Here is a 24457-nt window from a genome sequence, read left to right as displayed (position 1 = left end):
GCTTAGGTAGGGTTCACTTAAAGGCTTCTTATCCGTTCAGCCAAATAGATGCGTACTATAAACCATAGCCAGAAGTCCGGCGATAAAGGAATAGGTTGAGGGCCGTTCATAGCCGTGCCCATGACTTTCGGGAATCAGCTCTTTATATACGATATACAGAATCGCTCCCCGCCGCAAACGCCAAGCCATAACCGACGACATTCCGAATGGAACTGCTGTGAAATAACCAAGCACTGCAGAGGCCATCTCCATCAATCCGGTAAGCGTGACAAAGGCCAATGCCTTCAATTTGCTTGTTTTGGAGTTCAGCAGGAATACGGCGAGAACCAACCCCTCCGGCATGTTCTGGGCACCGATCGCGATACCCACCATCGGTCCGAGACTGGACTGTCCACTGGCATAGCTGAAGCCTGTGCTGAGTCCCTCCGGTATGTTGTGAATAAGAGCGCAATCAGAACCAGAAGCGCTTTGGCGTCCATGCTGGTATACCACGGCTTATTCTCGACATCAATAACAGCTCCCGCACGAACAGCATCGGAACCACTCCCAGAACAGTCGCCATTGATGAAAAAAACTGCCAAACAGAGTTTCAATCAAGAAAAGCCCTCTCCTTTAAACAAGCCTATAAGAGAGCTTATGTCTGCCGCCGGAAATACATGTATCAATTGCCGCAGGGACATCGGCAGACTCAGGAGGCGGAAGCAGTACAGGTGGCTCTGTACCGGAAACGGTTTACGGGTTTGAGGGTATAATTACAGATGCCGGATGATCATCCGCGGCTCTTTCTTCCGTATACACCATACAGGGTAATGGCGGACATCACCATCAAGATTACGGAATACACCAGGGTTAACGCCTGAGTGTCGGCCAGCGCCTGAGCATCGGTGCTATTTTTGATTACAACGCCCAGGGGCTGGTATAGCGGATGGTACAGAAACACTGTAAGATCATAATCCGCAAGGATGCCATTGAAATTGAGAGCCAGGACTGCCAAGGTTGAGGGAAGAATAATCGGCAGCAGCACTCTCCTGAACGAATAGAAAGAACGGGCTCCCAAATTCTTGGCGGCGTCTTCCAGATTGCTGTCAATACTGAAAAAGGATGCCTTCACCATCCTGAGCGTAAATGGAATATGAACGATTACATAAGCGATAAGCAGCAGCCAGAGCGTACCCAGCAGCACAGTATTACCCAAAATCGGCTTGGGTGTGTCAAAGGTGACAATCAGGCCGATGGCGATCAGCGTAGAGGGCAGCATCCAGGGAATCAGCAATGAATACTCCAGTATACGACCCCAGATATTCCCATACTTATGCAAGATTCGCGAAGCCATCAATGACAGCACAACTACGGCCAAAGAAGCCGCCGCCGCATAGCAGATGCTGACCAGATACGGCTTGAATGCGGTCATATTTGAAAACACGGTGATATAATTATCCAGCGTGAATACACCGGGAGACAGCGTGGCAGTAGAAATACTCCGGGCATTGGTAAATGAAAACAAAATAATAAGCAAAACGGGGATGGTATAAACGGCAAACAGGATATACGCAGCGATGTGAACCAGTATGCTGCCAAATCTGTTGTTTATTTTTTGTTTCACCAGCGTGGACTTTACTTTGGATACCGACATGAAGTTCCCGTTTTTCTCAAACCGGATCATCAGAGTCAGAAGCAGCAGCGTGGCCACTCCAAGAATAAGAGCCAGAAGAGCCGCTAAATCCTTGGAGGTTACGCTTCTCGCAAAGGTAAGAATCATGGGCGTAATGGTCTGGAATTCCGTCCCTCCCAAAATCAGCGGCGCCGATGTCGCCCCGAGTCCGGTAAGAAAAAGCAAAATGGTCAGCGCAAAAATCGTCGGCTTCAGCACCGGCAATACTACACGCCTAAGTATATAAAAGGTGGAGGCTCCCATATTTTTCGCCGCTTCAACGGTTTGAAAATCCAGCTTTCGGAGCGCATTGGTCAAGAAGATGACATGATTGGATGTGCAGGCAAATGTCATGACAAACAGTACCGCTCCATACCCGTGAAACCAATTGACATCAAAACCGGGGAACAGAAAGGACAGAAGCTTGGTTATGAAGCCGGATTCCCCGTATACAAATTTATACCCGGACACAAGTACGACTCCGCTGTAAACCAGCGTAGTGAAATAGCCGAGCTTTAGAACTTTAGCACCCTTAATGTCAAAATACTCCGTAACCAGAACCAAAAAAATGCCGGCTGCATTGACCGTAACGATTAGTGATCCGGCAAGGATGAAGCTGTTATACAAGCTGTTCATTGCCCGTTCGGACGATATTAATTTATGCACCGCATCCAGCGAGAACTTGCCACCTTCAAAGAAAATCTCGTAATATACGTTAAGATTGGGATAAATCAGAAAAGTGACGATAAACCAGCCAAGAAAAGCAAACATGAGACAGGCCGTAAGATTGACTGACGATAAGGCGGATCTGAGTTTAGGCATATTCATTGATAGTCCCCCTTTCGTCTAATACTGCAAAATATCTTTGACATTGATATTAACCTCAACTTCGTCTCCTACCGCGCGGCAGTTAAGGCTGTTTGCGGTTTCCACACATTTGAGCGTTCCGTAACCGGCGGTCTCAATCGTATATTTGGTGTATACTCCGTAGAATTCCTGCTCCACAATTCTTCCTTTAAGCGCAACCACAGTTTCACTATCCGGAAAAGGCTGCAGGCTGACTTTTTCATTACGGATATAAACATTCTTGTTCGGTTCTGCCCAAGGCTTTAACGGCCCTTCGGTAATAACGGGGTCCAAAAGATTGCTGCTCCCAATAAAGTTGCAGACGAACTCGGTCGCCGAATGGTTATAAATCTCCTGCGGCGTCCCTACCTGCTCGGCAGCGCCTTGATGAAACACCGCGATCCGGTCCGAAAGAGTCAGCGCTTCCTCCTGATCATGAGTAACATAAATCGTGGTAATGCCAAACTTCTTCTGCAGACTCTTCAGTTCGTTGCGCAGTTGCACCCGAAGCTTGGCGTCCAGATTGGACAAAGGCTCGTCCAATACCAGAATGCTGGGTTTAAGCACAAGCGCTCTGGCAATGGCTACCCGCTGCTGTTGTCCGCCGGACAATTCGGACACTTTCTTGAAGAGCTGCTCCTCGCTTAAATCTACTTTTTGCGCAATATCGCGGACTTCTATATCCAGACGGGAGGAGGGGATTTTCTTGACACGCAGCCCGAAGGCGATATTCTCGTATACGTTCAAAGTCGGAAACAGGGCATAGCTCTGAAATACCATGCTGATTCCTCTCTTTTCGATTGGAACATTCGTAATGTCCTGACTTCCCAGCAAAATTTGCCCGCTTGTAGGCTTGATAAAACCGACCAGACTGCGTAGAATCGTTGTCTTTCCGCAGCCGGACGGTCCTAGAAATGTAAAAAATTCTCCCTCTCTTATATGGAGATTCAGCTTTGGAATAACCGAAACGTTTCCGAGTTGAATATGAATATCTTTAAATGTGATCATATAGGCTCCTGCACTTTTGTAGTGGTCTTACGGAAACGCAAACTGCGCATCGAATGCTCAAATGCGCAGTTTGCCGAAACTTTGTTTTTGCCGTTATTTTAACACTTGCAGCTCGATTTTCTCGGCCCAGTTGTCAATATTCTCGGCTATAAACGCCCAATCCAGCGTTTGCGTCTTTATGGAGGCATATAGTTTTTTCACATCTTCACTAGCCTGCTCTGCAGCTTTAGTGTTGGCCGGCATCGAGTTAAACTCTTTAGCGAATTCCCCCTGCGTTTCGGCGCTTCCCAGCCAGTTGATGAAGCGTTCGGCGGTCGCCCGCTTCTTCGTCCCTTTTACAATTGCCGTCTGCTCAACAATGACCGGAACACCGATCTCCGGTGAAGCAATGCCCGACTTAACGCCATATTGCTTCTCTTTGGATGCCAATACACCCGATACCAAGGCTCCAATGGGAGTTTGGCCGCTGGCCAGCTTGGAGTAGAAGTCTTCACCTTCCACAGCGGGAACACCATTGTCATAGAACTTCTTGATCTCAGCCCAGCCTTCATCTGAAATACCGTATTCACCGCTTGGGTCCTGGTATCGCGTCAGAATCCCCGATACAACGATCCGCGGAGTAACTTGTCCAAGCAGAGTGGGCGATTCATACAAACCGTGGTATTCAGCTTTGTTCCACAGATCACTCCAATCCTTAGGCGCCGTCTCCGAAGTGAATTTCTCGGGATTATAGGCCAGCAGAATTGCCTGCTTCACTAAACTGTGGTAGTAGCCGTCGGGGTCACTCAGCCCCTCTTCGATCTCTCCCGCCCACTCCGGAGTGAAGGGCTCCAGCACATCGTTCTTCGTCAGAATTTCATACAGCATGGAATTTAATCCAAATACTACGTCGGCGATAGGATTGTTCTTCTCCGCGATCAGACGATTGGTCAGATCGGCGCCGCCCGCGCCCACAATCTCAATCTCGAATCCGGCCGCTTTCGCCTTCTCAATCAGCCATTCGCCTCTACCGTCCGAATTGGAATTGGTGTAGACGATCAATTTCTCATTGGCGGCTTCCGGGCTGCTCTGCGCCTCGCTTTGCCCGCCGGTCTCTGCCGGAGCCGGAGAAGCGGCGCCTCCATTCGCCGCTTCACTGGCGGGAGAATTTCCGTTCCCGCAGGCCGCCAGCAACAAACAAAACATAAAGATCAACAGCAGGTTAACCGATTTTTTCATAATCCTTTATATTCCCCTTTTCTTTCATTAATTTTGTTCGGTCTGGATTTCCACCGTTACAGTTACGGGAAAATGATCGGAAGGGTACTTTCTGTCAAAGCTGTCAGCAACCGTCCGCACCGACAAGACATCAGCATGCCGACTAGTCAGGATATAGTCGATCTTCTTCAGTTCATTCCAAGGCATGCTGTAATCAAAATTTGAAAAAGTGCCTGCCGGGCCATAGGGAGCCGTTCTTGAAAACAACCTCGCGTCCCGCAGATTTTCGCATAATTTTCGGTAACAGCGTTCTTCCTGGTCCGCATTAAAGTCGCCCGTTACGATTACCGGAACATCTGAAGCATACGAGCGAATCCAGTCGGCAATCAGTTTCGCCCCTTGAAATCTGGCTTCTTCACTGATATGGTCCAGATGCGTGTTGATAAATACGATGATCTGCCCGGTTCTAAGGTCGCGTAATTTCGCCCAGGTGCATATGCGGGGGCAATCCGCTCCCCATGATTTAGAGGGCTTGCCAGGAGACAAAGAAAGCCAGAACGTTCCTCCATCTTCCTTCTCAAAAATATCCTTTCGAAAAAAAATGGGACAATGTTCGCCATCCCCGCCTCCGTCACGCCCCTCCCCCTCATAATGGTATCCAGAGAGACGGGCCAATTCGGTTAGCTGATTTCCACAGACCTCCTGCAGGCCGATGATGTCCCAAGAATAATAATTGAGCATCTCCAGAAGATTCGCCTTGCGGTATTCCCAGCCGTTCACCCCATCTCCGGCATTATCAAAGCGGATATTAAACGAAGCCATACGGTAACGGGCCGGATATAGAGTAGGGATCTGTTCTGATATATCTTTCTCCTCCTTCTCTGACGAACTTACCACCTGATCTATTTTGGGCTCGGAATATTATTTAAATTGTCGAAATTTGTTTTTTAAATATTAATTCATTGATTTACTCCACAAAAAAGCCCCCCATAAGTTCATTGAACTCATGAGAGGCTTCATAGATACATATTTTGTGGGCTTTAGCCGTCCACAGGAGCTTACTAGGCTTGCGGCTCGGCCCATCCTCCTTCAATAATGCTGTCATTTAAAGACCGCCGGCCGTTCGGCTTCTCAAGGCTGCGGAAATCTTCGTTCAGGGCATCGGCCTGCCCCTGGTATCCAATCGGTATCAGCAGATGCACATCGTAATCATCCGGCACATTCAAGGCAGTGCGGGCTTTCTCTTTATCAAAACTGGCAATAGCGCGGGTGGATAAGCCCAGCAGCGAGGCTTGAAGCGCTAACGCCTGCCAGGCGGCGCCGGTGTCGAACGCATGGTACGGGTTGGGCTGGCCATCTTCCCACAGCTTGTAGGAAGCCAGACCAATAATGGCGGGCGCCTGATCCGCCCACACCCGGTTGCTTGGGAAGATCAATTCCCGGAAGGTTTGCAGCTGCTCCTCCGTCTTGGCCAGGATGAAACGCCAAGGCTGTCCGTTTCTAGCGGACGGAGCCCAGCGTGCGGCCTCCAATACAGTCAGCAGATCCTCTTCGCTAACGTTCTGGTCGGAGAACGAACGAGGAGACCAACGATTTAAAAACAACGGATTAATCGAATGATCGGCTTTGCGATTGGCCTGTACTTCCTCGGAAAGCTGCTCAGTCGGATTGAACGTTTGTTGACTCATTTTAGCATCAACCTCTCCCATAGAATAATTTCCTTGCAATTTTCGGGTTGTGCAGGAGGCCATTCGCCGGATAATCTCTATTGTTACGCGAAGTCTGTTGCTTTTATTAGTGACCAGCAGCTTCGAGCTTCTTGATAGCCGTTTCTTCGTCTTCTACCACACCGAAATCGATCAGCAGTTGCTCCAGTTCGTCCATTTCGATCGGAGTCGGGATCGTCAGCTTTTCGTTGTGCAGGATTTTGTCAGCCAGTTGTTTGTACTCGTTGGCTTGAGGATGCTCAGGGTTGTACTGAGTAACCGTCATTCTTCTCAGCTCGGCATGTTGTACGACGTTGTCACGTGGTACGAAGTGGATCATTTGAGTGTTCAGACGACGCGCAAGTTCCGTGATCAGCTCGTCTTCACGGTCGGTTTTACGGGAGTTACAGATCAGGCCGCCAAGACGAACACTGCCGCTTTGAGCATACTTTAGGATACCGCGTGCGATGTTGTTCGCTGCGTACATCGCCATCATTTCACCAGAGCATACGATATAGATCTCTTGGGCTTTGTTCTCGCGGATCGGCATTGCGAAACCGCCGCATACAACGTCACCCAGTACGTCGTAGGAGATGAAGTCCATGCCGTCATAAGCGCCTTGCTCTTCCAGGAAGTTGATGGAAGTGATGATACCGCGGCCTGCACAGCCTACGCCTGGTTCCGGACCGCCGGACTCTACGCAGAGGATGCCGCCAAAGCCAGTTGCTACTACGTCTTCGAGTTCGAGGTCTTCGACCGAACCCAATTCAGCAGCCAGGTGAAGTACCGTTTGTTGAGCTTTCGTATTCAGGATCAGACGAGTAGAGTCGGCTTTAGGGTCACAGCCTACGATCATGATTTTTTGACCGAAAGTCGTTGCCAGCTGAGCCAAAGTGTTCTGGGAAGTCGTGGATTTACCGATACCGCCTTTACCGTAAAATGCGATTTGTCTTGGTTTCTTACTCATGATTGATTATCCCTTCGATATAGTTATATTTTCAAAATAGGAACCGTATTTCACACTTTCAAGGATAGCTTCCTGTATTCCGCCTTTGCGGACCAGGGGCAGTACGCCTGCTTTGTTCAACGCCGCGCGAGGCGCGTCGCCGATACCGGAGCTGAGGAGAATCCGGCAATCGCTGAGGATGGAGGTGATCTCTTGAAGCGTTTCACCCTTGTCTCCGTTGCAATCGGCTGTGCCGTGGCAGTATGCCTGGATCTTCCGGATACCGATGAATTTCACTTCGGCTCCGTCGGTATCGAAAATCATGAATTCCGTCGCATGGCCAAAATGCTGGTTGACCTTGTCTCCGCCTCTGGAAGCGACCGCGACTCTTGTCTTCTTGTTCTCGTCAAGAATCGACCGGCGGTTCTCCTTCGCGATCAGGCGCTGACGGATTTTGCTATCGAGCTCCTGCTGGAACTGTTCTCTTGCATCGAGGTCGATCACCGGATCGGCTTCCATCGTTTCCAGTTGGAAATCCTGGTTACGATCCTGGCCGAGCAGCCCAACCGCATCGGCGCGGCATTGGCGGCAGTGGCGCATCAGCTTCGTTCCGCCCTCGCTCAGCTGCTCTTGCAGCTGGTTCAGTTCTCTCGGACGAGGAGCCTTGCGTCCGTCCTTCTCATACTGGCTGCCAGGAGCGATAATCAGCGGCGTTACATTGTGAAGCGTCGCGCCGAGCTCCTTGACTTTCTTTGATACTTCAACCAGATGCTTGTCGTTGATCCCCGGAATCAGAATCGAGTTGACTTTGACGAGAATGCCTCGCTTCGCCAGTTCCTCCACGCCTTGAAGCTGACGGCTGATCAGCAGAGCGGCGGCTTCTCTTCCTTCGTAACGCACGCCTTCATCAGATACCCAAGGATAAATCTCTTTACCGACATCCGGGTCGATGGCGTTGATCGTAATCGTTACATGCCCGATCCCGAGTTCCACGATCCGGTCGATGTGCCGGTATAACGTAAGTCCGTTGGTGCTGAGACAGGTTATCACATCAGGTACATGCTTCTTGACTCTCGCAAAGGTATCGAAAGTCTTGTCCGCATTTGCAAGCGGATCGCCGGGTCCGGCGATGCCGACCACCGACAGCTGCATGAGCTGTGCTGCCACACCTTTTACTTTCCGCTCCGCTTGTTCCGGAGTGAGCACCTCACTGACAACCCCAGGTCTGCTTTCGTTCACGCAGTCGAATTTACGGTTGCAGTAGTTGCATTGAATGTTGCAGGCGGGAGCGACCGGGATATGCATCCGGGCAAAAAACCGGTGAGCTTCCTCGCTGTAGCAAGGGTGGCGACTGATATCGTCCTCTGCTGCACTTGTTGAACACAACGTCGACTCCAGCTTCATTTTTCCCACCTCCTTAAAATAACGACAAAAGAGGCACTTTCCAAAAGGAAAATGCCTCCATTCGTATGGTCGGTATATCTCTAATTCCCATCTTAAACAGATAATACCTATATGTCAACTATGAATTTGTGAGAGAACTGTGAGGACATCGCTTTTAAGCAAAAACATATTCGCCTTCGCCAATCCGAATGGTTTTCCCTTTCAGCTTTACAGAATCCGTTTCAAAAACCACCTGCTTGAACTGATTCTCGTCCCCTTTTACGAAATCAAAAAACTGATCGCCAATCTTAAGGGTAGCTGAGTGGTCTTCCGGCTCCAAGGGAGTCAGTCCAAATAGCTTTCCCCAATGCTCAGCGGCGGCAGCCGGATCGGAGACATGGAATACCGCCCGTTTGATTTCGGCATTGCCAGCTGGATGAGAGCTAATGATGCCGGATGACGTTAAGCGCTCCAATCTTTCCGCATCCGTCCCTTTCCATTGAATGATAAACGGATAGACCAGCCCGCCAAAATCACCGTCAATGGTCATCATCCGCCACTCGATTAATCTGCCCTTGTTATCCAGACGCTTGCCATCCATTATAGGGGAAAGCTTTAAGCCTGCCGCTTCCAAAGAAGCGGCCATTTCCTCAATATCATCGGTCCGAATAACGACTCTGCTCAAAACTTCATGCTCTGGCAATACTTCGACCGCATCTTTTACCACACGGTTATGTTCCGTTGCCTTCGCTAATTCAAGATTCTCAATGCCCAGAAACTCGATATAGGTTAGCCCAAAATAGCTTAAGCTGTTAAAGGTTCCCCACTCCGTATGCGAGCCTCCCTTGAAGGCGACCAAACCATGATTCAGGAAGAGCTCAACCGGTTGGTCCAAATCATTGACATAATGAACAAGATGATCCCAATTTTTCGATGCCATTGCTATTTCGCCCCTAACTCGGTTGTCCGCTTTACGGCTGCTAGGACACTTCGTTGCAGACCAGCCGCGAAATCGCTGTTGTTCAGCTCGTATAAGCCATGAATGCCAACACCGCCGGGCGAGTTATTAATGTCAAGCAATTGTCTTGGATGAAGACCGGTCTGCTTCAGCATGATGACTGCTCCAAAGACATTTTCCAGCGCAACGTTCCACGCTTGTTCCCGGGGCAATCCGGCGAGCACACCGGCATCCGCAAGCGATTCAATAAAATAATAAATGTAATTCGGTCCGGCCACACCATATCCGGTAAAGATATCAATGAGCGATTCATCCAGATACTGCACCTTTCCGAATCCCAGCAAGAACTCCTCCACCTGATCCTGATTGGCATAGGCATTGAGGGCAACCCCGCTATAGCCGTAACCCGTATCGGTCAACGTATTGGGAATGACCCGAATAATGGGACGTTCTTCTCCAAAAAAGCCGGCCAGCTTATCCATCGTCACACCAGCTACAATCGAAACGATTGCGGCGGTTGGTGCTGCGAATTGTTGTACAGCATGTCCAAGGGCTGCCAGATTATCCTGCGGCCGGACAGCAATCACAATCAAGTCTGCTTCGGCCAAAAATTTCTCCTGAGCGCTGTCCGTGTTCACTCCATAAGTTTGGCTTAAAAACTGAAGACGCGCCTCATTGATATCCGTTACGCTAATTCGATCCGCGGATATCGTTTGATTGGTTACAACGGCGCGGATAATGGCCTCAGCCATTTGTCCGCCGCCGATAAAGTGAATCTGTTTTTCGATCAAACCAGCCACTTCCTAACTTAATTGTTTTTCCACGCTTCAGGCAGAATAAATCCGTCGTATTTCTCTATTCCCTTGATATACTCTTCAAACTCCGGCGACTCATAGGCGGCTTTCAAATCTTTGGCCCATTGGGTATTTTCATCCTTCTTGTTGATGGATACGATGATTCTGTGCTGCATTGGCGTATTTTCGATTTTCAATGCATCTGTAATCTTCTTGCCGGCGTTAGCAATATAGTTTCCGTTGACGACTCCATAATCCACATCCTCCAAAGATACCAGGATTTGCGCTGGGTCCAGAATTTTAATATCAATCTTATACTTGTCCGGCTCCATGCTGTTAATGTTAAAGTCCTCTACACCTGCTCCTTCTTTAATCTTTACCCATCCAAGTTCTTCCAGAATCCGAAGGGCGCGTTCCTGGTTAACCGGATCATTGGGGACAGCAACGGTAGTGCCGTCTTTTACATCATCAAGTGTGGTGTGCTTGACGGAGTATAGACCTTGCGGCGCACCCGGCACATAGGCGATTCCAACCATGTCCGCGCCAATTTCTTTGTTAATCGCCTCCATATACGCCGTACTCTGGAAGATGCTTGCGTCAATGGAGCCTTCCTTCATGGCAGGGTTGACCTGCATGTTCTGAGAGAAGGTCTTAATATTAATCTTGTAGCCCTTTTTCTCTAAAATCGGCTGAATCGATTGGCGGAACTGCTCTTCATACGTCCCGACGCCAAATCCGACGGTAATCTCTTTCTTTTCTTCCGGCGCAGCCCCTGAACCCGAGCCTTTATTCGAATTTTGGCCGCAAGCCGACAACAATGCCACAACCCCAACTAAAAGAACGAGCAATAACTTTTTCATACTCTTGTCTCCTTTTCAAAAACGGATTTTTTCAGCTGTTTCAGAGCTTCATCGGTTACGTTAAGCGGGATTGCGCAATTTGGAGCGAGAATAAAAGGCTGGTCCTTCATCATGCTCAAGGCTTCCCCGGCCTGCTGCTGAATTTCAGCAATGTCATTTACCGCAAACAAAGCATGATCGACGCCGCCTACCTTGGTTGCCGTTAAGTCCGCATCCAGGTCCGGATTTCCTTCGGCCTTCGTGTCCCAGCTGATGCCGTCGATCCGGTAATCGTTAAATCTTTCAGGCTGGGAATAGGCTCCGCAAGTATGCAGGACATTTTTCCCGTAGCTCGCAGCCTCGAGTACAATGGAATCATAAGGTCTGGAAAATTCATTAAACATCGCTTCACTGAACAATCCCGGATGGGCTGTACCCGTCACCGCATAGAACAGTCCGTCCGATCCCGCCTGCTTCAGTTCTGTTATATAATCGGCTAAGGTTAATGAAATCACATGTAACGCATGATGCGCCGCCGCCCGGTGCTCGGTGAACAACGATTCCAAAGTGACAGGATTTTCGATGCCAAACACCGTTTTCGTTACATAAGCAGACCGGCCCACAATAAAGAGCAGTACGGTGAGTGGTGAAAAAACGGTTTGAATCAAAGGGGTATCCGGCAGGCCTTGACGAATCTTCCGCACCGCGTCCAATTGCTCCAATAATGAGGCTGATTCGGCGGCTTTTTTCACCTCAAGATCCCAAAGATTAGCACCCGCTAGAACAGCGGTCGTTTCCTGTCTCGGAAATACGGTTTGATAGTCATGAAAATCATACTGATTTCCCCAGGCTTCAGCCAAATAAGTAGCTCTCGGATTAATTTTGACCCAATCCCAATCATATTTCTTGGTAAACGAAATCGTTGTTTCCGCCAAATCGTCTGCATTTTGTTCCTTGTCGATGAAATGACGCCAGCCGCTGACAATCGGACGGTCCGCCCTTTCACCGGATAATATGGCGTTAAAGCGGTCTTGTTTGCTCCATTCACTCACCTGTCGTTTTCCTCCCCTTAAAGTTCTTTATTAATAGCGGCGAATCTTTCTCGCCAAAGTGTTGCCTAATGACTGAATACCTTGAACGAAAATAATAAGGATGATTACCGTGGCAATGACAACAACCTTGTCAAATCGCTGGTATCCATAGACGATAGCCAAGTCTCCGACTCCGCCGCCGCCAACCGTTCCTGCCATCGCGGTCGCGCCAATCAAGCCGATCGTCGCAGTCGTCAGGGACAGGATTAACGATCCGAAAGCCTCGGGCAACAAAAAATGCCAGATGACTTGAAACGGTGTAGCTCCCATCGACTCTGCCGCTTCCATAATTCCCGGATTGACTTCCAGCAGAGAATTCTCTACCAAGCGCCCGATATAAGGTGCGATATAAATAATCAGCGGCACGATCGCTGCGCTTGTCCCAATTGAAGTCTGAACAATCAGCCGGGTAAACGGAATAATGGCAACGAGCAGTATAATAAAAGGCAGGGAGCGGACAATGTTGATCACGGGATTTATCATGGTATACAGGATTTTGTTCTCCAAAATCCCGCCCGGGCGGGTAACCACAAGTAAAATCCCGACAGGTATTCCAATTAATGCCCCTACAAACAAGGACATCCCCACCATATAAATGGTATCAACAATCGCCTGCATAAACTGATCAGTTGTAACTGTAGTTGACATCATGCTTTTCCACCTCCTCTACACCGACTCCACTGCTTTTCAAGAAAGACAAGGCTTTATCAACCTCGGCAGTCTCCCCTTTTAACTGAATAATCACTTTCCCGAGTGTCGTTTCTTCAATCTCGGTCATATTGGCAAACAGAATATTGACTTGCACATCATAGGAGCGAATCATTTTATACAGGATAGGTTCCGAAGCGGTTTGACCGACAAATTCCAATTTGTAGATGCCGCTGCCCGGTTCTCTTTTTATCGATTTTTGTACGCTGCTTGTAATGCTGTTTTGAATAACGGTCTTCACAAAATTTTGCGTGGTCGGATGCTGCGGATGTCCGAATACCTCCAGAACGCTTCCTTGCTCGATAATCCGCCCTTGTTCCATGACCGCCACCTTGTTGCAAATCTCCTGAATGACTGACATTTCATGGGTGATGATCATAACCGTGATGTTGTATTCTGCATTGATTTTCTTCAAAAGCTGTAAAATGGAGCGCGTCGTCTGCGGGTCCAGCGCTGATGTCGCTTCATCGCAAAGGAGAATGGAAGGGTTCGAGGCAAGCGCTCTGGCAATCCCGACGCGCTGCTTCTGCCCGCCTGACAATTCACTCGGATAGCTGCCCGCTTTGTCGGCTAATCCAACAAACTCCAGCAGCTCCATAACACGCTGGCGAATTTCGTTTTTATTCTTTTTCAACAAAATGAGGGGAATGGCCACGTTATCAAATACCTTTTTCGATTCGAGCAGGTTGAAATGCTGAAAGATCATGCCGATGTTTTTTTTGGCGGCACGCAGCTCTTTCACGCTGTATTCTCCTAAATCATGCCCATCCACAAAAACCTGTCCTTTCGTCGGTCTTTCCAAATAATTGACCAAACGAATCAAAGTGCTCTTTCCCGCGCCGCTATAGCCGATAACCCCAAAGATATCGCCTTTCTCAACCTTCAGATTAATTCCCTTCAAGGCTTCGTTCGAGATCCCTTTGCGGGTGTATGTCTTGTAAACATCCTTTAACTCAATCATATACATTCCTCTCATTTCATTTTCGGATTTAGGGCTAACCTTTCTCCTTCAGCTTCACCAGCGCTTGCTCTGCCAATAAAGCGAAATACTCAGCAGCCGGCAATAATGCAGCCTCATCTACATCGAAACGCGGATGATGAAGCGCATATGCAGGGCCGGTTCCGATATTCACAAAAGCGCCCGGTATCTTCTGCAAGTACAATGAGAAGTCTTCACCTCCCATTTGCGGCGCGATATCATGCACCTCATAACCTGCCTGCTTCGCAATCTCTTTGGTAAAATCGGCCCAGTATCCGTCATTTATCGTTGCAGGCGGGCCGGGAAACCAATGCAGCTTAGCCTCCGCTCCGGCTGCCGCAGCAATTCCTTCGATGATTTGCGTCATTTTAACCGGGATTGTGCGACGGATCTCTTCATTATAAGTTCGGACGGTGCCTTCCAGTTCAACCATCTCCGGCAGCACATTCCAGGTATACCCTCCTTGGATTCGGGTAACGCTCAGCACAACCGGCTCGCTTGCGCTGTTCTGGCGGCTGACAATCGTCTGAAGCGCAGTAATGATTTGAGCCGCCGTTACGATGGAATCCACACCATTCTCCGGAGTTGCGGCATGAGCGCCGATACCTTTTACCGTAATTTCAAACCGGTCAACACCCGCAGTTAAAGCTCCGGTTCTCGTTCCGAATGATCCTGTAGGCAGTTCTGGCGAGTTATGAAGGCCGAATATGGCAGCTACATCATCAAGCCCTCCCGATGCCAGGACACTTTCGGCCCCGTGACCGGTCTCCTCCGCCGGCTGAAATAATACTCTGACCGTTCCGGGCAGCTCGGCTTCACGTTCTTTTAGCAAATATGCGGCGCCTAAAATGACAGCCGTGTGAAAATCATGACCGCAGGCATGCATTTTTCCCGGAATCTCGGACGCAAAAGGCAATCCGGTCTGCTCTTCAATCGGGAGAGCGTCGATATCACAGCGAATGACTGCGATTGGCCCTTCCCCGCGTCCGATTTCTGCGATGAGCCCCGTTTTCAAAGGGAGGTCCAATATGCGAATATTGGCGTCCGTCAGCCATTTCCGCAGTTTCTCTGTCGTTTTAAATTCTTCATACGATAGTTCAGGCTCAAGGTGAAGATTTCTGCGAACATCAATCAATTGACTGCCTAAAGCTTGTTCAATCTCATCCGGCTGTTTAGTAGACATGGACTTCCTCCCTTTATTTCGTTGTGATTTCGGTTTCGGAATCAGAAAACAGGGCAGTCAGGGCTTGATCGAAATCGTTGATAATGTCATCCGCATCCTCAAGCCCGACCGACACGCGAATTAATCCATCCGTAATCCCAAATTTCATTCGCTCTTCCTGTGGAATGGAAGCATGAGTCATTGAGGCTGGATGCTGTACGAGCGTCTCCGGATCTCCCAGGCTGAATGAAATCATCGCTAAATTCAGCGAGTTGATTAATTTTTTCCCTTCAATTAAGCCTCCCTTTACTTCAAAAGAAACAATCCCTCCCATACCCTTCATTTGCTGTTTGGCCAGCTCATGTTGAGGATGTGACGCCAAGCCCGGATAAAAGACTTTATCGATGAAAGGATGAGACTCAAGGTATTCGGCAATTTTCTGGGCGTTGCTGCAATGTCTTTCTACCCGCAAGGCCATGGTCTTCATTCCTCTTAAAATTAAGAAGGCGTCCCAAGCATTCAAATTTTGCCCCAAATCGCCCATCAGTTTCTTTCTCATGAACTGGATGGTGTCTTTTTTTCCAACAATAAATCCTGCCAAGACATCCCCGTGTCCATTAATATATTTAGTAGCGCTGTGTACCACTACATCGGCCCCAAGCTCCAAAGGCTTCTGCAAGCAAGGGCTCATAAAGGTGTTATCGACAATGACGGGGAGCTGATAGGACTTGCAGGTTTCCGAGATTTTTCCGATATCAAGAATGGTCAATCTTGGATTAGAAGGAGTTTCGATATACACTGCTTTTGTATTGGGCTTGATCGCCTTAATCATTGAATCCGGATCTGTACAATCGATAAAATCAAACTGTATGCCAAACCTTGGCGCCAATGAAGTCAGGAAGTTATAGGTGCCGCCATACACATCCTTGGTCACCAGGACATGATCGCCATGCTTCAAGAAGCCGAGAAGAGCAATGGAGATGGCCGCCATTCCGCTGGAAACGCCTAAAGCATCTTCCCCGCCTTCCAGTGCCGCTATCTTTTTCTCCAATGTACGGGATGTAGGATTTCCATATCTGCCGTAATAAACGCCTTCTTCCTCGCCAGCTACAACTGCCGCAGCTGTTTCCGCATCTGGGAACGCATAAGCGACTGCAGGTATGATGCTTTGAGAGATGGCGCCCGTGTGAGGGTCCGGAAACTGGCTTTCATGAATAATCCTCGTGTCCATACTCCATTCTGTCTTCATATCCAACTCAATCCTCTCTGTTTGCTTGAATTCCTTGGATTCTCTCCAGTGCGGCGGATAAGCTGCTTAATATATGATCCTGCATCGCTTTTTCCGCGCCGTCTTCATTGCGGTCGGCTATCATTTGCAAGATAAAGTTATGCTCTTCATCCGCCTGCGTGTTCCAATCTCCATGCAGAGAAACAAACCGGCAATAGCGAAGCGCGTGATCTCTTAGATGATTCAAGATTTTCACAAAGGTCTTGAGATCACTCATTTCAGATAAATAATCATGGAATTCAAAGCCATAGGACACAAAATCCTGACTCTTGCCTGACCGAAAGGACTGTTTAATATTTTCAATCATAGCCGTTAAATTTTGGATATCTTGATCGGTTGCATTTTTGGCCGCACTCTTGGCAATATAACCTTCCAGCATGCTGCGGATCAGGAATATTTCTCTAACCTCTTCCACTGTTACTGACGCCACTCTCAACCTGCCATTCGGCTGCCGAACGAGAAACTCCTCATTCTCCAACCTTTGAATAGCCTCTCTTAGTGGAGTGCGGCTAACTCCGAGCAAAGCAGCCAAATTTTCTTCATGTACAACTTGATCAGGCTTTAGCTCACTATCAATAATTTTTTGTTTTAATGCAAAATAAGTATTATCCTTCGATAGCCTGCGTGTTCTCATAACAGAACTGTCCATAAATCCATCCCCTAGTCAATAATCTGCTATATAAGATGAACTTAAGATTTTCCCATCAAATATCAGTCGTAACTACGAGGAATGTTTGGACTTCCGGCCGCTGTTGTCTCCAGATTTCTTAATCAGAACCGCTCTTCGCGGATGAAATCCGGAGACAGCCTATGCTTTCGAAGCGAGCTTTCCTCCGGAAAGCTTTCGGGCGATCGCTATCGCTCCTACAGTTCCAAACTTCCCCTTCGTTACTCCTTACCCTGATGTCATTTTTCAAGTTCATCTTATATAGTTCCCTCCACAGAAGTATAATTGTATAATTGTATACAATTATTAAGCTAGTCTACCCCGGTCCATTTCTCTCAGCTTGCGACCAAAATCGAAACCTTACATCTATCTAGCTCAGCTCGTAGAATTTAGCCTTATAATACATACAGATAACGAAATTGTCTACAAATTTATGTTATTATTAATCACATTTTTAAATAAAAACTCGAAAAAAAATTAAAACTTCCCTTATGCGTGTTATGTTTAATAACATATAATTCACACTATTAAGTAAATTCAATTAGAGGACAGATCAGAACCAACTGATAGCTTAATGAACAAGTGATTAACTGCTTAACAGGAGAATTGCCGACTGCTTGTTGGAGCCTGTCTTAAAGTATATTAAACCATAACCATAGGAATAGTCAATTTTATTGTCGAATCGGGTAGGAGGCTATCCATTATTTGAGTAACCGACCTCCCACACCGCCGGACCGTTCGGTATTCAACTTACAAGCTTTAAGCCAACTGCAGATCCCAGCACCAATGCAATACAAGTGATTCTCAGTATACTTTTAGGCTCTTTGTAAAAAATCATTCCAAGTATTGCACCTCCGGAAGCACCTATACCTGTCCATACAGCGTATGCTGTTCCCATGGGGAGAGTTTTCATTGCAATTGACAGAAATAAAAAGCTTAGCCCAAAGGCAGCTATCATCGATGCTAAGGCCTGCCAATTTCGCGCCTGATTCAGTTTGTTAATCAGTAATACTCCAACCATCTCAAATATCCCGGCTAAAATAAGAAAAATCCAATTCATCTATCTCTCACCTCATCCTTTTTTTCTTTACTAAGCAGTTTTAGTCCGGCAACCCCGATGAGAAGCAGGCCGACGAGAGCAATTTTTGCAATTTGAACTTCGGCATCGAACAAAATAATCTCCGCGATGACAGTACCCGCGGTTCCTAGACCAACAAATACAGCATATACAGTGCCAACCGGCAACGAACGTGACGCCATTATCATTGAATAAAAACTTATAAAAATCGCAATTACCGTTCCTCCCCATTCCAAAAAAGTACTGGCATGCTTTAAACCAATAACCCAGCACACCTCAAAAACAGTTGCAACAATAACTAATGTCCATGTTTTGTTCATAACAATCTCCTCTCTGAATCTCTGTGTAATATGGGCTAAGATAAACAAAAAAATAAAAGCCTAAGAAATAAACCGCATACGCAGTTCATCTCCCAGGCTTTTATCCTTCCGTGTCACAGCCATTTAGCTGCGGGCTTTCTCTCGGTCCAGGCCAACAAGTTTTGTTGCGGAACCCTAGAAAACCTAGCTATTTTGTAACCCTTGAAATGCCCGGATCACCAGGCAAATCAAGGGTTTTGGTATTACATTTACATCATGCCGCCCATTCCACCCATGCCGCCCATGTCAGGCGCGCCGGCTTTTTCAGGCTCCGGCTTGTCGGCGATAACGGCTTCGGTGGTCAGGAACAGCCCAGCTACGGATGCAGCATGCTGCAGCGCGGAGCGGGTTACCTTCGCAGGATCGACGATACCGGCTTCGATCATGTTGACCCACTCGTCGGTTGCGGCGTTGTAGCCGATGCCGATCGCTTCTTTCTTCAGGCGCTCAACGATAACGGAGCCTTCTTGGCCTGCGTTCGCGGCGATTGTGCGAATCGGCTCTTCCAGGGAGCGGAGCACGATGTTCACGCCGGTCTTCTCGTCGCCTGTCGCTTGAACAGCGGATACGGCGCCATACACGTTGATCAGGGCTGTACCACCGCCGGATACGATACCTTCTTCAACCGCAGCACGGGTAGCGTTCAGGGCGTCTTCAATGCGCAGCTTGCGCTCTTTCAGCTCGGTTTCTGTAGCAGCGCCAACTTTAACAACGGCTACGCCGCCGGACAGCTTCGCCAGACGCTCTTGCAGCTTCTCCTTGTCGAACTCGGAAGTGGTTTCTTCCAGTTGGGAACGGATTTGGCTAACGCGGGCTTGAATGTCTTCCTTCGCGCCGCTTCCGTCAACGATTGTCGTGTTCTCTTTGGTTACGCGCACTTGACGGGCGTTACCCAGCTGCTCGACAGTCGTGCTTTTCAGGTCAAGACCGAGCTTCTCGGTGATGACTTGGCCGCCGGTCAGAGCGGCAATGTCCTGCAGCATCGCTTCGCGGCGATCGCCAAAGCCAGGAGCTTTAACGGCAACAGCGTTGAATGTTCCGCGCAGTTTGTTCACGATCAGCATCGCTTGAGCTTCGCCTTCGATGTCTTCGGCGATGATCAGCAGCGGACGGGCTTGCTGAACGATCTTTTCAAGCAGCGGCAGGATTTCTTGCGTGCTGCTGATCTTTTTGTCGGTGATCAGGATGTACGGATTATCCAGAACGGCTTCCATTTTGTCCGTGTCGGTAATCATGTACGGGGAGATGTAGCCGCGGTCGAACTGCATGCCTTCAACCACTTCAAGCTCAGTCAGGAAGCCGCGGGATTCTTCAACGGTGATAACGCCGTCTTTACCCACTTTTTCCATAGCCTCAGCGATCAGTTTACCCACTTCTTCGTCGGCTGCGGAGATAGCGGCAACCTGTGCGATCGCTTGGGAATCTTCAACCGGTTTGGAGATCTTTTGCAGTTCTTCTACTGCAGCGCGGACCGCTTTGTCGATACCTTTGCGCAGACCGATTGGGCTGGCGCCGGCAGTCACGTTCTTCAGACCTTCGCGGATCAGCGCTTGAGCCAGAACGGTTGCAGTCGTCGTACCGTCACCGGCTACGTCGTTAGTCTTGGTCGCAACTTCTTTAACCAGTTGAGCGCCCATGTTCTCGAACGCGTCTTCCAGCTCGATTTCCTTGGCGATTGTAACACCGTCGTTCGTGATCAGCGGGCTGCCGAATTTCTTCTCCAGCACCACGTTGCGGCCTTTCGGTCCAAGCGTTACCTTAACCGCGTTTGCCAAAGCATCTACCCCACGCAGCATCGCGCGGCGGGCGTCTTCACTGAACTTGATATCTTTTGCCATTATCAAAATACCTCCCTATGAATTGTAAGTATCGGTATTAAAGTCTTATGAACGTCTTCGGGAATTATCCCAGAATCGCGTGAATGTCGCTTTCTTTCATAATCAAATATTCTTTGCCTTCATACTTGATTTCAGTTCCCGCATACTTCGAGAAAATCACGCGGTCGCCTTCCTTCACTTCCAGCGGGACGCGAACGCCGTCTTTCAGAGCGCCGCTGCCTACGGCCACGATTTTGCCTTCCTGCGGCTTCTCTTTGGCCGAGTCCGGAAGCACGATACCGAAAGAAGTCGTTTCCTCCTGCTCGATTGGTTCCACCAGTACGCGTTCACCTAAAGGTTTGATCATGAAAAATAGCCTCCTTTGAAAATTATGTTGTTATGCTTGAACACAGGTTGGAAGAATGACGTTCCGAAAAAAAGCATACCCGGGCGCATTCATGAAATATGAGAGCCGGCAGCGCGTCTCAACATATCCCTTCGCTCTGTTAGCACTCAACAGCCGGTAGTGCTAACAACAATTTTTATATTACTCAACTTGAATGCGGATTTCAAGTCCTTTTGCTCTTTTTTCTAGACGAATTTGGAAAAAGGCCGATCTGAACGGATTGTCCAAGTCATACCCTTTTTCATTCTATCCATAGCCTGCAAAAATATGCCTACTCCCCTCGGCAAACCGCATACTAGCGGCCTGCCTGGCCCGTAAAATCCGAATGCCGCTGAAGCGCCGCTCTGCCCGGGGTGATACAGAACGTGCGGCGCGGCACTCCGATTAGAGTCGCCTCCGTCTAGGAGACTCTATCGCCGCATTCCCTCAGGCGTGATCGCCTGCAGTGTACCGGGCTTCCAGCGCCGCATCGGCGGCGAGCTGCTTGCGGTAAACAAGCGCGGACAGGAATACGCTGAATTCGTAGAGAACCAGCAAAGGTATGGTCACCAGGAAATCCGATATGAAATCGGGCGGCGTAATCACTACCGCAATAAAGACGAGCGCGAAATAGGCGTAACGCCGGACCTTGCGCAGCCGGAGCGGATTCAGAATCCGCAGTCTGGTCAGAAACATAACAATGAGGGGCAGCTCGAACAGCAGCGCCATCGGCAGCACCAGGCTGAACATGAAATTGAAATACTGCGCAATGCCGTACGTCTCCTTAAGTCCCATGTCACGCGTAACCGAGACGGTGAAGGAAAGCGCCATTGGAAACACGATATAGTACGCAAAGAGGAGACCCAGCACGAACAAAAGCAGCGCGTACGGCACGTACCGCAGTGCGGCGCTCCGTTCCACCGGACGCAGGCCGGGACTGACGAATGCCCATAGCTGGTAGACGATGAACGGCAAGGTTACGGTAAGCGATACGGCCATGGCAATCTTCATGTACATGCCGATGCCGTCCCAGAACGAGAAGGCATGCAGCACAAAGCCCCGGGCTGTGTCGGCTGCGATCAGGTATTCGTAGACCGGCTTCGCGCAGAACAGTCCGCCCGCCAGTCCGATGACGAATACGACGAGGATGTAAATGATTCTTTTGCGCAGCTCCGTAAGATGCTCGACCACCGTCATGGCTCCGGATTGCAAAGGCATGTTCCTCCCCCTTCCCGGATAGTGTGCAGCAGGAGTACTCCCCAAAAAAGCGGCGCCCCGTAAAGTCCGGGGACTTAAGGGCGCCGCCGCATGTAGTCTTATCTATTCAAGCTTGCGGATGTCATTCCGGCAAACGCTTCTCCATGGGGGAAACGGGAGCTTTCTGTGCAGCCGGTGCAGGAGCTTCGCCCTTATCCGCCGGCTCGGTGTCGGCAATAATATCACGGGTTCCTTCCTTAAACTCGCGGAAGGTTCTTCCGACGGCACGCCCCAATTCGGGCAGCTTATTCGGACCAAAAAGCAGCAAAGCCAGAATGACGAGCAGTATGATCCCCGGCGCTCCAATGCCGTTTAACATGTTCATTCCTCCTTGTCGCATGTTCCGTTCATGACACCGTTTTCGACATAACTATAATACCATAATATATATCACACATGCATCTGTTATCTGTGTCGAAAGTCTAACGGAGACAGTTGTCTGAGGATGAAAGCCCGATTAGTCCGAGGAATGCCGCAGATTATTGCTGCCGATATTGTCCGGTCACCATCAGCAGCGCCTCCGGCAGCTGATCCATAACGGCGGCCAAATGTTCATGCACGCCCTTTGGAGTTCCCGGGAGATTGACAATCAGCGTCCGGCCGCGAACGCCGCAGATGCCGCGAAACAGCATGGCGGAGCGGTTCTTCTGCATCACCGTGCTGCGCATCGCCTCAGGCAGCCCCGGCACTTCCCGCTCAATAACCCGGCGCGTCGCTTCCGGCGTAACATCACGAATCGCCAGCTCGGTCCCTCCCGTCGTCAGCACCAGATCGGCCTGGAAATAATCAGTCAATTCGATAAGCGCCGCAATGATTTCATCCAATTCGTCGGGTACAATCCGGTATTCTACGATCTCCCCTCCAAGTTCCTCCTCAACCAGCTCGCGGATGACCTGGGCGCTCGTATCCTCCCGCTCGCCCCGGGCCCCCTTGTCGCTGGCCGTCAGGATTGCTGTCTTCCACGCCATAGGTTCTCCTTCCTCTCTATCCTCGTTATGTAATGATACGCAAAACTACGCTTCTTCGCGGGCATAATCGCCGTTCTTGCCGCCGGTCTTGGACGCAAGCAGCGTCGGACCAATCACCATGTCTTTTTGCATGGCCTTGCACATGTCATACACCGTCAGCGCCGCAGCGGAAACAGCGGTCAGCGCCTCCATCTCCACACCCGTCTTGCCGGTGGTCTTGACTGTCGCTTCTATATATAGTTCATCTGTGTTGTTGTCTGAAAAGTGAATGTCGATGCCCGTCAAAGGCAGCGGATGGCACATCGGTATCCAATCGGCCGTCTTCTTGGCGGCCATGATGCCCGCGACCTGGGCCACGGCAAGCACATCGCCTTTGCCGATTGAGCCGGCTTTGATGGCGCTCAGCGTTTCCGGCGCCATCCGCACCATGCTCTGCGCAGTTGCCGTACGCTTAGTCACTTCCTTGTCGCTTACATCGACCATGCGGGCTCTTCCCTGCCCGTTAAAATGAGTCAGCTCCATCGTCGTCATTCCCCTTTCTTTCGGCAGTTCAGCATTCCTTGCTCGGTAATCAGCATGTCCATGTAAGCGTCATGAACATCCATCGGCACCTCTGGCAGCACCTGCGCGCCATATGCGAGGCCGACCCAGACCGTGTTCTCTCGTGTTCCTGAAGCGGAGGCTCGTTCGAACCGGTCCCACAGCCGGTCATAATAACCCCGGCCGTAACCGAGCCTTCCTCCCCTGGCATCGAAAGCCAGGCCCGGGACGAAGACCACAGACGGAATGTCTTCTTCCCCAATTGCCGGAGAAGTCCCGGCGGGCTCGGGAATGCCGTACGTTCCCTGGGCCAGCTCGTTCCATGACTTCACCCTGTGTAGCGACAGCTCTCCGGAATCGGCATGGACACGGGGAAGAATTACCTTGCGCCCTTCCGCCCAGCACCATTTAATCAGAGAACGGGTATCCAGCTCGGAGCGGAACGGAACATAGAACATCAGCGATTTCGCACCGGTTCCCTCTAGCCACTTCCGTGCATGTCGGCACACGAGTGAGGACCACTCCTCTCTCCGCAGCGGATCTATGCCGTCGCGGACGGCGGCAGCGCGGCTGCGCAGCTCACGCTTGAAGTCGGCAAGCTGCAAATCCCCGTCAGTCACTCTTCTGCCTCCTTTAATAAGTCTTGCTTTGTTCTTGGCTAGCCAAGATATATAAATTTCCGCCGAAAACCCGTGCCTCACACGGCAAGCAGCGGAATCAATGTCTGACATTGCAGGGTAAATCATTACCTTCAGTTTACCACTCTTCCTTTAATTTCGCCAAGATGACCCCGGAACCCTTCGGCCTCGCGCAAAAAAGTCTTTTCATGT

The 24457-nt window shown here is 49.6% G+C and carries 26 protein-coding genes and 1 riboswitch; all 26 genes read right to left on the bottom strand.

Features of this window, described 5'->3' with window-relative positions; translation table 11 throughout:
* Nucleotides 1-36: 36 nt before the first annotated feature.
* Complete coding sequence (locus VK70_RS02255; protein ID WP_233277754.1) at nucleotides 37-492, bottom strand: ZIP family metal transporter; 456 nt, start codon at nucleotides 490-492, stop codon at nucleotides 37-39.
* A gap of 277 nt (nucleotides 493-769) precedes the next feature.
* On the bottom strand, nucleotides 770-2422 hold the full coding sequence (locus VK70_RS02250) for an ABC transporter permease (protein ID WP_411431697.1): 1653 nt from the start codon (nucleotides 2420-2422) through the stop codon (nucleotides 770-772).
* A 75-nt stretch (nucleotides 2423-2497) separates the two neighbouring features.
* On the bottom strand, nucleotides 2498-3505 hold the full coding sequence (locus VK70_RS02245) for an ABC transporter ATP-binding protein (RefSeq protein ID WP_025698502.1): 1008 nt from the start codon (nucleotides 3503-3505) through the stop codon (nucleotides 2498-2500).
* A gap of 93 nt (nucleotides 3506-3598) precedes the next feature.
* Nucleotides 3599-4726 (bottom strand): extracellular solute-binding protein, encoded by a 1128-nt coding sequence (locus VK70_RS02240; protein ID WP_046722743.1) that lies wholly within the window; start codon nucleotides 4724-4726, stop codon nucleotides 3599-3601.
* A 24-nt stretch (nucleotides 4727-4750) separates the two neighbouring features.
* Complete coding sequence (locus VK70_RS02235; protein ID WP_025697121.1) at nucleotides 4751-5524, bottom strand: endonuclease/exonuclease/phosphatase family protein; 774 nt, start codon at nucleotides 5522-5524, stop codon at nucleotides 4751-4753.
* A 239-nt stretch (nucleotides 5525-5763) separates the two neighbouring features.
* Nucleotides 5764-6390 (bottom strand): nitroreductase family protein, encoded by a 627-nt coding sequence (locus VK70_RS02230; protein WP_036641463.1) that lies wholly within the window; start codon nucleotides 6388-6390, stop codon nucleotides 5764-5766.
* A 106-nt stretch (nucleotides 6391-6496) separates the two neighbouring features.
* A complete protein-coding gene (gene nifH / locus VK70_RS02225; protein ID WP_046722740.1) occupies nucleotides 6497-7375 on the bottom strand; it encodes a nitrogenase iron protein in 879 nt (292 codons plus the stop codon).
* Nucleotides 7376-7381: 6 nt separating this feature from the next.
* Complete coding sequence (nifB, locus tag VK70_RS02220) at nucleotides 7382-8758, bottom strand: nitrogenase cofactor biosynthesis protein NifB (protein WP_046722738.1); 1377 nt, start codon at nucleotides 8756-8758, stop codon at nucleotides 7382-7384.
* A 154-nt stretch (nucleotides 8759-8912) separates the two neighbouring features.
* The gene (locus VK70_RS02215; protein ID WP_025693843.1) at nucleotides 8913-9677 is read right to left on the bottom strand and encodes a VOC family protein; all 765 of its coding nucleotides are present in this window, start codon (nucleotides 9675-9677) and stop codon (nucleotides 8913-8915) included.
* A 2-nt stretch (nucleotides 9678-9679) separates the two neighbouring features.
* Entirely contained in the window at nucleotides 9680-10486 is an 807-nt protein-coding gene (gene proC / locus VK70_RS02210) for a pyrroline-5-carboxylate reductase (protein ID WP_324607980.1), read from the bottom strand.
* A 17-nt stretch (nucleotides 10487-10503) separates the two neighbouring features.
* On the bottom strand, nucleotides 10504-11349 hold the full coding sequence (locus tag VK70_RS02205; RefSeq protein ID WP_025693845.1) for a MetQ/NlpA family ABC transporter substrate-binding protein: 846 nt from the start codon (nucleotides 11347-11349) through the stop codon (nucleotides 10504-10506).
* Nucleotides 11346-12380, bottom strand: coding sequence for a uroporphyrinogen decarboxylase family protein (locus tag VK70_RS02200; RefSeq protein WP_025693846.1), 1035 nt, complete (start codon nucleotides 12378-12380; stop codon nucleotides 11346-11348). The genes VK70_RS02205 and VK70_RS02200 overlap by 4 nt, the downstream gene beginning before the upstream one ends.
* Before the next feature lie 30 nt (nucleotides 12381-12410).
* Nucleotides 12411-13070 (bottom strand): methionine ABC transporter permease, encoded by a 660-nt coding sequence (locus VK70_RS02195; protein ID WP_025693847.1) that lies wholly within the window; start codon nucleotides 13068-13070, stop codon nucleotides 12411-12413.
* Nucleotides 13045-14088, bottom strand: coding sequence for a methionine ABC transporter ATP-binding protein (locus VK70_RS02190; RefSeq protein WP_025693848.1), 1044 nt, complete (start codon nucleotides 14086-14088; stop codon nucleotides 13045-13047). The genes VK70_RS02195 and VK70_RS02190 overlap by 26 nt, the downstream gene beginning before the upstream one ends.
* Before the next feature lie 34 nt (nucleotides 14089-14122).
* Nucleotides 14123-15289, bottom strand: a complete 1167-nt coding sequence (locus VK70_RS02185) for an amidohydrolase (protein ID WP_025693849.1) — start codon at nucleotides 15287-15289, stop codon at nucleotides 14123-14125.
* A gap of 13 nt (nucleotides 15290-15302) precedes the next feature.
* Nucleotides 15303-16517 (bottom strand): trans-sulfuration enzyme family protein, encoded by a 1215-nt coding sequence (locus VK70_RS02180; RefSeq protein ID WP_025693850.1) that lies wholly within the window; start codon nucleotides 16515-16517, stop codon nucleotides 15303-15305.
* Between the two features lie 7 nt (nucleotides 16518-16524).
* Nucleotides 16525-17205, bottom strand: a complete 681-nt coding sequence (locus VK70_RS02175) for a GntR family transcriptional regulator (protein WP_025693851.1) — start codon at nucleotides 17203-17205, stop codon at nucleotides 16525-16527.
* Nucleotides 17206-17968: 763 nt separating this feature from the next.
* Nucleotides 17969-18283 carry a DMT family transporter gene (locus VK70_RS02170; protein ID WP_025693852.1) on the bottom strand — a complete coding sequence of 105 codons (315 nt, stop codon included), beginning with the start codon at nucleotides 18281-18283 and terminating at the stop codon, nucleotides 17969-17971.
* On the bottom strand, nucleotides 18280-18621 hold the full coding sequence (locus VK70_RS02165; protein WP_025693853.1) for a DMT family transporter: 342 nt from the start codon (nucleotides 18619-18621) through the stop codon (nucleotides 18280-18282). Before VK70_RS02165 ends, VK70_RS02170 begins: the two co-directional genes overlap by 4 nt.
* An 87-nt stretch (nucleotides 18622-18708) precedes the next feature.
* Nucleotides 18709-18810, bottom strand: a riboswitch (guanidine-I (ykkC/yxkD leader).
* Between the two features lie 59 nt (nucleotides 18811-18869).
* Nucleotides 18870-20498, bottom strand: a complete 1629-nt coding sequence (gene groL, locus VK70_RS02160; protein ID WP_046722735.1) for a chaperonin GroEL — start codon at nucleotides 20496-20498, stop codon at nucleotides 18870-18872.
* A 64-nt stretch (nucleotides 20499-20562) separates the two neighbouring features.
* Entirely contained in the window at nucleotides 20563-20844 is a 282-nt protein-coding gene (groES, locus tag VK70_RS02155) for a co-chaperone GroES (RefSeq protein ID WP_025688079.1), read from the bottom strand.
* A gap of 465 nt (nucleotides 20845-21309) precedes the next feature.
* Nucleotides 21310-22080 (bottom strand): twin-arginine translocase subunit TatC, encoded by a 771-nt coding sequence (gene tatC / locus VK70_RS02150; RefSeq protein ID WP_025696933.1) that lies wholly within the window; start codon nucleotides 22078-22080, stop codon nucleotides 21310-21312.
* 121 nt (nucleotides 22081-22201) lie between these two features.
* Nucleotides 22202-22438, bottom strand: a complete 237-nt coding sequence (tatA, locus tag VK70_RS02145; RefSeq protein WP_025696935.1) for a twin-arginine translocase TatA/TatE family subunit — start codon at nucleotides 22436-22438, stop codon at nucleotides 22202-22204.
* Between the two features lie 160 nt (nucleotides 22439-22598).
* Nucleotides 22599-23087, bottom strand: coding sequence for a MogA/MoaB family molybdenum cofactor biosynthesis protein (locus VK70_RS02140; protein WP_025696938.1), 489 nt, complete (start codon nucleotides 23085-23087; stop codon nucleotides 22599-22601).
* Between the two features lie 45 nt (nucleotides 23088-23132).
* Nucleotides 23133-23609, bottom strand: a complete 477-nt coding sequence (moaC, locus tag VK70_RS02135) for a cyclic pyranopterin monophosphate synthase MoaC (RefSeq protein ID WP_025696940.1) — start codon at nucleotides 23607-23609, stop codon at nucleotides 23133-23135.
* 5 nt (nucleotides 23610-23614) lie between these two features.
* On the bottom strand, nucleotides 23615-24247 hold the full coding sequence (locus VK70_RS02130) for a 5-formyltetrahydrofolate cyclo-ligase (protein WP_025696942.1): 633 nt from the start codon (nucleotides 24245-24247) through the stop codon (nucleotides 23615-23617).
* Nucleotides 24248-24457 lie beyond the last annotated feature (210 nt).

Origin of the sequence: Paenibacillus durus ATCC 35681, from assembly GCF_000993825.1 — a bacterium.
Taxonomy (GTDB): Bacteria; Bacillota; Bacilli; order Paenibacillales; family Paenibacillaceae; genus Paenibacillus_AQ; species Paenibacillus_AQ durus_B.
Note: the sequence above shows the minus strand (reverse complement) of the source record. Positions and strands in the feature narration are given on the sequence as shown.

Coding starts and splice junctions, on each gene's coding strand:
- VK70_RS02195 (WP_025693847.1), bottom strand. CDS start 13,070: ATGATGTCAACTACAGTTACAACTGATCAGTTTATGCAGGCGATTGTT.
- VK70_RS02190 (WP_025693848.1), bottom strand. CDS start 14,088: ATGATTGAGTTAAAGGATGTTTACAAGACATACACCCGCAAAGGGATC.
- tatA (WP_025696935.1), bottom strand. CDS start 22,438: ATGTTAAACGGCATTGGAGCGCCGGGGATCATACTGCTCGTCATTCTG.
- tatC (WP_025696933.1), bottom strand. CDS start 22,080: ATGCCTTTGCAATCCGGAGCCATGACGGTGGTCGAGCATCTTACGGAG.
- VK70_RS02180 (WP_025693850.1), bottom strand. CDS start 16,517: ATGAAGACAGAATGGAGTATGGACACGAGGATTATTCATGAAAGCCAG.
- nifB (WP_046722738.1), bottom strand. CDS start 8,758: ATGAAGCTGGAGTCGACGTTGTGTTCAACAAGTGCAGCAGAGGACGAT.
- VK70_RS02165 (WP_025693853.1), bottom strand. CDS start 18,621: ATGAACAAAACATGGACATTAGTTATTGTTGCAACTGTTTTTGAGGTG.
- VK70_RS02235 (WP_025697121.1), bottom strand. CDS start 5,524: ATGGCTTCGTTTAATATCCGCTTTGATAATGCCGGAGATGGGGTGAAC.
- groES (WP_025688079.1), bottom strand. CDS start 20,844: ATGATCAAACCTTTAGGTGAACGCGTACTGGTGGAACCAATCGAGCAG.
- moaC (WP_025696940.1), bottom strand. CDS start 23,609: ATGGAGCTGACTCATTTTAACGGGCAGGGAAGAGCCCGCATGGTCGAT.
- VK70_RS02175 (WP_025693851.1), bottom strand. CDS start 17,205: ATGGACAGTTCTGTTATGAGAACACGCAGGCTATCGAAGGATAATACT.
- VK70_RS02215 (WP_025693843.1), bottom strand. CDS start 9,677: ATGGCATCGAAAAATTGGGATCATCTTGTTCATTATGTCAATGATTTG.
- VK70_RS02250 (WP_411431697.1), bottom strand. CDS start 2,422: ATGTTTGCTTTTCTTGGCTGGTTTATCGTCACTTTTCTGATTTATCCC.
- VK70_RS02185 (WP_025693849.1), bottom strand. CDS start 15,289: ATGTCTACTAAACAGCCGGATGAGATTGAACAAGCTTTAGGCAGTCAA.
- VK70_RS02230 (WP_036641463.1), bottom strand. CDS start 6,390: ATGAGTCAACAAACGTTCAATCCGACTGAGCAGCTTTCCGAGGAAGTA.
- VK70_RS02140 (WP_025696938.1), bottom strand. CDS start 23,087: ATGGCGTGGAAGACAGCAATCCTGACGGCCAGCGACAAGGGGGCCCGG.
- VK70_RS02245 (WP_025698502.1), bottom strand. CDS start 3,505: ATGATCACATTTAAAGATATTCATATTCAACTCGGAAACGTTTCGGTT.
- groL (WP_046722735.1), bottom strand. CDS start 20,498: ATGGCAAAAGATATCAAGTTCAGTGAAGACGCCCGCCGCGCGATGCTG.
- VK70_RS02205 (WP_025693845.1), bottom strand. CDS start 11,349: ATGAAAAAGTTATTGCTCGTTCTTTTAGTTGGGGTTGTGGCATTGTTG.
- nifH (WP_046722740.1), bottom strand. CDS start 7,375: ATGAGTAAGAAACCAAGACAAATCGCATTTTACGGTAAAGGCGGTATC.
- VK70_RS02170 (WP_025693852.1), bottom strand. CDS start 18,283: ATGAATTGGATTTTTCTTATTTTAGCCGGGATATTTGAGATGGTTGGA.